This is a genomic window from Streptomyces sp. NPDC127084, from assembly GCF_042724175.1.
Lineage (GTDB): Bacteria > Actinomycetota > Actinomycetes > Streptomycetales > Streptomycetaceae > Streptomyces.
In genome coordinates this window covers 26,436-31,700 of record NZ_JBHXFA010000090.1, presented here as the reverse complement: position 1 = coordinate 31,700, position 5,265 = coordinate 26,436, and the positions used below count along the sequence as shown (strand labels likewise).

The 5,265-nt window shown below is 73.8% G+C and carries 5 protein-coding genes; 1 reads left to right on the top strand and 4 read right to left on the bottom strand.

The features are described 5' to 3' along the window. The 3 genes from ACFWI9_RS21045 to fmt all read right to left on the bottom strand — a co-directional run. On the bottom strand, positions 1 to 710 hold a 710-nt coding region (locus ACFWI9_RS21045), incomplete at its 3' end, for a transcription antitermination factor NusB (protein ID WP_387164091.1). A 298-nt stretch (positions 711 to 1,008) separates the two neighbouring features. Further along, the gene (locus tag ACFWI9_RS21040) at positions 1,009 to 1,197 is read right to left on the bottom strand and encodes a hypothetical protein (RefSeq protein WP_387164089.1); all 189 of its coding nucleotides are present in this window, start codon (positions 1,195 to 1,197) and stop codon (positions 1,009 to 1,011) included. A 27-nt stretch (positions 1,198 to 1,224) separates the two neighbouring features. After that, positions 1,225 to 2,169 (bottom strand): methionyl-tRNA formyltransferase, encoded by a 945-nt coding sequence (gene fmt, locus ACFWI9_RS21035; protein WP_387164087.1) that lies wholly within the window; start codon positions 2,167 to 2,169, stop codon positions 1,225 to 1,227. 250 nt (positions 2,170 to 2,419) lie between these two features. Between fmt and ACFWI9_RS21030 the strand changes: the two genes are divergently transcribed. Beyond that, entirely contained in the window at positions 2,420 to 2,863 is a 444-nt protein-coding gene (locus ACFWI9_RS21030) for a hypothetical protein (RefSeq protein WP_387164085.1), read from the top strand. Positions 2,864 to 3,041: 178 nt separating this feature from the next. On the opposite strand, the gene ACFWI9_RS21025 is transcribed toward ACFWI9_RS21030, so the two are convergent. Beyond that, positions 3,042 to 5,186 (bottom strand): primosomal protein N', encoded by a 2,145-nt coding sequence (locus ACFWI9_RS21025; protein ID WP_387164083.1) that lies wholly within the window; start codon positions 5,184 to 5,186, stop codon positions 3,042 to 3,044. Positions 5,187 to 5,265 lie beyond the last annotated feature (79 nt).

The window sequence follows — 5,265 nt, the reverse complement described above, 5'->3', positions numbered from 1 at the left end:
GGCGACCAGCGGCCGGGCAGGCCCGCTCCCTCACCGAGAAGCGCCAGGAGCTCCTCGGTGGTCGCCCGGCCGGGGCGGGCCACCAGAGTCACCTCGGGCCGCTCGTTGTCGGCCTCCAACAGGTCCTCGATGCCCGCTCGGCCACCGCCCAGGGCGTCCCAGAGTGCCGAGACCACCCACCGGGGATGCGAGTGCACCACGGCCAGATGGTCCTCGGCGTCCTCGTCGTAGGGCGGGGCCACGAGCTCCAGCCAGCCGTCCAGATCGTGCTGCGCGATCTTCCGCAGCACGGCGTTGACGAACTTCGCCCGTCCGTCGCCGAGCACCACCCGCGCCAGCTCCACGCTCGATGACACCGCCGCGTGCGTGGGGATACGGGTACCGAGCAACTGGTGCGCGCCCAGCGAGAGCACATCGAGCACCGGCGGGTCCACCTCGCGCAGCGGGCGGTCCACGCAGGCGGCGATGATCGCGTCGTAGGTGCCCTGGCGGCGCAGGGTCCCGTAGACCAGCTCGGTCGCCAGCGCCGCGTCCCGGCTGTCGAAGTCGCCCTTCTCCCGGGCCTTGCGCAGCAGCGGAGGCAGCACGAGGTTGGCGTACGCGTCCCGCTCGTCGACAGCCCGCAGCGCGTCGAACGCGAGGATCCGGACAGGGTCCTTCGCCGGGCGGCGGTACGGCTTGTGGGGACGGCGGCGGCTCTGCTCGCTCAAAAGGTGCTCCGCGTTTCGAAAGGGGCGATCTCTGCCAGCCTAGTCCGCCGGCCGTCGGACGCCTTCACCCACCTGTGCCACCCCCGGCGACGCGGTCGGCCGGGTCATGGCCGGTCCGGGCCGGCTCCGCCGTTCCGGACGCCGTGCTGGTCATGGGCCCGCGGGGTCGCCTGACGCGGTGCATGTGTGTCCGAGGTCCCCCGAGATCACGCTGTGCGGGGTGGCCTGGCCGGGTGCACCGAATCCGGGACGTGGAACGTGAAGTCCACTTTCCACGGGTACTCGACGACGACGGCGGTCAGCTGGCCGTCCACAGCCTCCAGGCGGTTCCGGTCGACGCCAGTGGTTGCTTCAGGTCCGCGAACCCTGTGGTCGGCACGATGGTCCGGGTCTCCCCCGGCTGCCCGGTCGGCACGTCCACCGTGTCGGTCCAGGTGCTGAGCGCGACCCGTACGATCACACGGCAGCGGCAGACCTCGAGGCGCATATGGCCGTCCTGCCTGCCGCGAGGCCCTCAGGCCGCGCCCGCATCGCCCAGCCGCTCCCCCGGGACGATACGCACTCCGCGCGCCCAGTCGGCGGCGCGCATGGGCTTCTTGCCCTGGGGCTGCACCCAGAGCAGTTCGACGGCGTGCGAACCCGTGCCGGCGTAGACGTTGTTCTTCCCGACGGAAAGCTCCCCGGGGGCCAGGTCCGTACGGTCGGGGACGAGCGCCGCGTTAACCAGCTTCAGGCGCTCGCCGCGGAAGATCGTCCACGCGCCGGGGGCGGGGGTGCAGCCGCGCACCACCCGGTCGACCCGGAGGGCGGGTGCCCTCCAGTCCACATGCGCGTTCTCGACGGTGATCTTCGGCGCGAGGGTGATCCCGTCGGCAGGCTGCGGGACCGCCTTGAGCGTGCCGTCCTCGATGCCGTCCATGGTCGCGGCGAGCAGCCCCGCACCGGCGAAGGCGAGCCGGGTGAGCAGATCACCGCTGGTGTCGGTGGCACGTACGTGCTCCGTGATCACACCGTAGACGGGTCCGGAGTCGAGTCCCTCCTCGATCTGGAACGTCGATGCGCCGGTCATCTCGTCACCGGCGAGGATCGCGTGCTGCACCGGCGCGGCTCCGCGCCAGGCAGGCAGCAGCGAGAAGTGGAGATTGACCCAGCCGCTGGCGGGGATGTCGAGCGCCGCCTTCGGCAGCAGGGCGCCGTACGCGACGACTGGGCAGCAGTCGGGCGCGATCTCACGCAGCCGGGCCAGGAAGTCCTCGTCACGCGGCTTCACGGGCTTGAGGACCTCGATGCCGGCCTCTTCCGCACGCTGCGCGACCGGGCTGGCGACCAGTCGGCGGCCGCGGCCCGCAGGCGCGTCCGGGCGCGTGACGACCGCGGCCACCTCGTGGCGCCCGGAGGCGATCAGCGCGTCAAGGGCGGGTACGGCGACCTCGGGGGTGCCTGCGAAGACAAGTTTCACTGGGGTTACCTCGCTCTGTTTGCCGAATGGACGCGCGACGCACCAGTCTATTTGGCCCTGCTGACAGGGGGCGCACGGAAGCCCGCGCGCCCCGTGTGCCTGCCCTCACTCTCTCGCACCGTGACCACAACGCAGGCTGGAGCGTTGGTCAAGAGAGATTGACCGAAACGGGCCGCATGCCGCCGTATCCTGATCCGGTGGCATCCGGTGCGGCCCGGCCCCTTTCAACGCCGGTTCGAGAGGCTTGTTCATGGCCGACCACGCAACCCACGACGCCCAAGCCCGGGCCAGCCTGCATCTGTTGGTGCGGGACATCGAGCGGGTCCGCCGACAGGTGGACGCACTGCGCACGCTCACGGCCCAGTTGGGCAATGTCTACCGCCCACGGCGCTCCGGCCCGTCCACGGGGTTCGTCGTCTACGGACGGGCTCCCGCCCCCACGGTCCGACTCGCGCAGGAACTACGGGACAGTGTCGAGACATTGGTGACCGCGGCCGTGGACTTCGACCGCTCGCTCGGCTTCTCGTGGGACGCGGTGGGCTCGGCACTGGGCGTCACCAAGCAGGCCGTGCACCGGCGTTACGGCTCACGCCGGGCCACGCAGCCGACCGGCGCCGCCTCGGAGCCCGTGCAGGCGGCCCCCGCTACCGCGGTCCCGGCGGCCCGGGGGGTTCCCGCGCCCCGCAACGGGTAGCCCGTATCGCCCCGGACCCAGCCGTCCGGACCCGGCCGTCCGCACCAAAGCAGCCGGGCACGCAGAGGGGACACGTCCGGGACTCCCTCCCTCGGCCCGGACACCAGCCTGGAGCGCCGGCGGTCACGGGGTGCGGGCACGCCGACGACCCGCCCACCCCTCGCCCGCAGGTCCGGAACTACCCGATGTCCGGGGGGTCGATGCGGATCCGTACCGCATCCCCCCCGCCCCGGGCCAGGCGCGACGACTGCGCCGACTTCAGCGCGGACGCCAGCGCCGCTCCGCTGCCCGGAGGCACCCGCAACAGCGCACGCTCCCACTGCTCCCCCGCCGGAGGGTCCCCGGGCTTTCGGGGACGCCCCGGGGCAGCGGATGGCAGCGGGACCGGACCCAGAACCTCCGCGTCGGACGGCAGGGCGGCCGACGCCAGGAACGCGGTGACCGCGTCCACCCGGCCCGTCACGGACGCCATCCGGGACACCGGCGGGAACCCCAGCTCGGCTCGCTCCGCCAGCTCACGCCGCGCATGGCCCAACGGGTCCCATCGCACCAGCGCCTGCACGGGCCGCAGGGTGGGTTCGGCGACGACCACCACGGTGCCGCCCTCCTCTTGGCCGCGTACCAGCGCTGCCGCGTTCAGCCAGCGGCGCAGGGCCTCCTCACCCGATCGCAGATCGGGCCTGCCCAGCATCGCCCAGCCGTCCAGCAGCAGCGCCGCCGCGTATCCGCCGTCAGCGACCGGTTCCGCGCCCGGGGTGCTGACGATCAGCGCGGGCCGGTCGGGTACGGCGTCGAGGACATGGTCACGCCCCGATGTGCGCACCGGTACAGCCGGGAACGCCCGGCCCAGTTCCTCGGCCGTGCGCCTGGCGCCCACCACCTGAGCCCGCAGCCGGGCGCTGCCGCACTCCGCGCAGTGCCGGCCCTGGGCGTCCCTACCGCACCATCCGCAGCGCAGCTCACGCTCCCGGGGCGCCTCCAGTGGGCCCGAGCAGTGCGCGCACCGAGCGGGCGCGCGGCAGCGTTCGCAGGCCAGCCTCGGTACGTACCCCCTGCGCGGGACCTGTACCAGCACCGGTCCGCCGCGCAGGCCGTCGCGCACGGCCTGCCAGGCCAGGGTCGGCAGCCGGGCGGCGCGGGCCGCCTCGTCCCGGGCGAGTTCCCCGTCGCCGACGGTGCGTACCAGCGGCGCCGCCTCGCGTATCCGGGCGCGGTCGGCGGCGAGCGGCTGCGCCCAGCCGCTCTCGATGAGCTGGGCGGCCTCGACCGTACAGCTCACCGAACCCAGCAGGAAGCCGCACCCTTCGTGGGCGGCCCGCAGCAGCAGCACCTCCCGTGCGTGGGGCAGCGGGGCGTGCTGTTCGCTGTGGCTTCCGTCCCCGTCGTCCCACAGCGCGACCAGGCCGACATCACGTACCGGCGCGAACATCGCGGCCCGGGTCCCGATCACCGCCCGCACCGAACCACGGCGCACGGCGAGCCACTGGCCGTAGCGCTTCTCGGGTCCCGCTTCGGCGGTGAGCACCGCGTGCCGGCCCTCGCCGACCAGCCCGGTGAGCGCCTCGTGGACCCGGGCCACGGACTTGCCGTCCGGCAGCACGACCAGCGCGCCGCGGTCGGACGCCAGGGTCGCCACCACGGCAGCGGCCAGCTCCCGGGGCCAGTGCGGGCCCGGGAGTGCGTTCCACACGGCCCTGGGCGCTGCCCCGGCCGCAAGCGCCGCCAGGAAACCGGGACCGCGCGGATAGCGTGCCCAGGACCCGGCGTCGGGCGCGCCGGGGGGTGGCAGCGGCCGCGGCGACGGCTTCCCCTCGGCCCGGGCGCTGCGCGGTGGCACGGCGAGCTGCAACACGTCCGCGAGGCTGCCCGCATAGCGGTCGGCCACCGCGCGGGCCAGTGCGAGCAGCTCGGGGCTCAGCACCGGCTCGGGTGAGACGACATCGGCGAGCGCGGCCAACGGTCCCGTGTAGTCAGACTCGGCCCGGCGCTCCACGATGAATCCATCGGTCAGCCGGCCGCCCTCACGCCGCCCGGCGCGCACCTGGTGCGCCCCCGCGCCGAACCGGACCCGCACCCGGACCCCCGGCTGGGCGGTGGCGTCCAATTCCCTGGGCACGGCGTAGTCGAAAAACTGGTCGAGGTGGAGTACGCCTTTGTTGACCACGACCCTCGCCACCGGCAGTTCGCCGGCGAGTGCCGCTCCGCGCCAGGTGCGCGGCTTGGCACGCGGGGCCTTGGCCTTGCGGACGGTGTCCCGTATCAGCGCAAGCTGCTCAGGCGGACCGTCCCCGGTCCGTCCGGAACTTTCGTCGCCGCTGCTCACAGCGATATTCCTACCAGACCGCGCTGACAGCGACAGTCGCGGGGGGGGGGGGGGCGGGGCGGGGGCGGGGCGGGGGCCC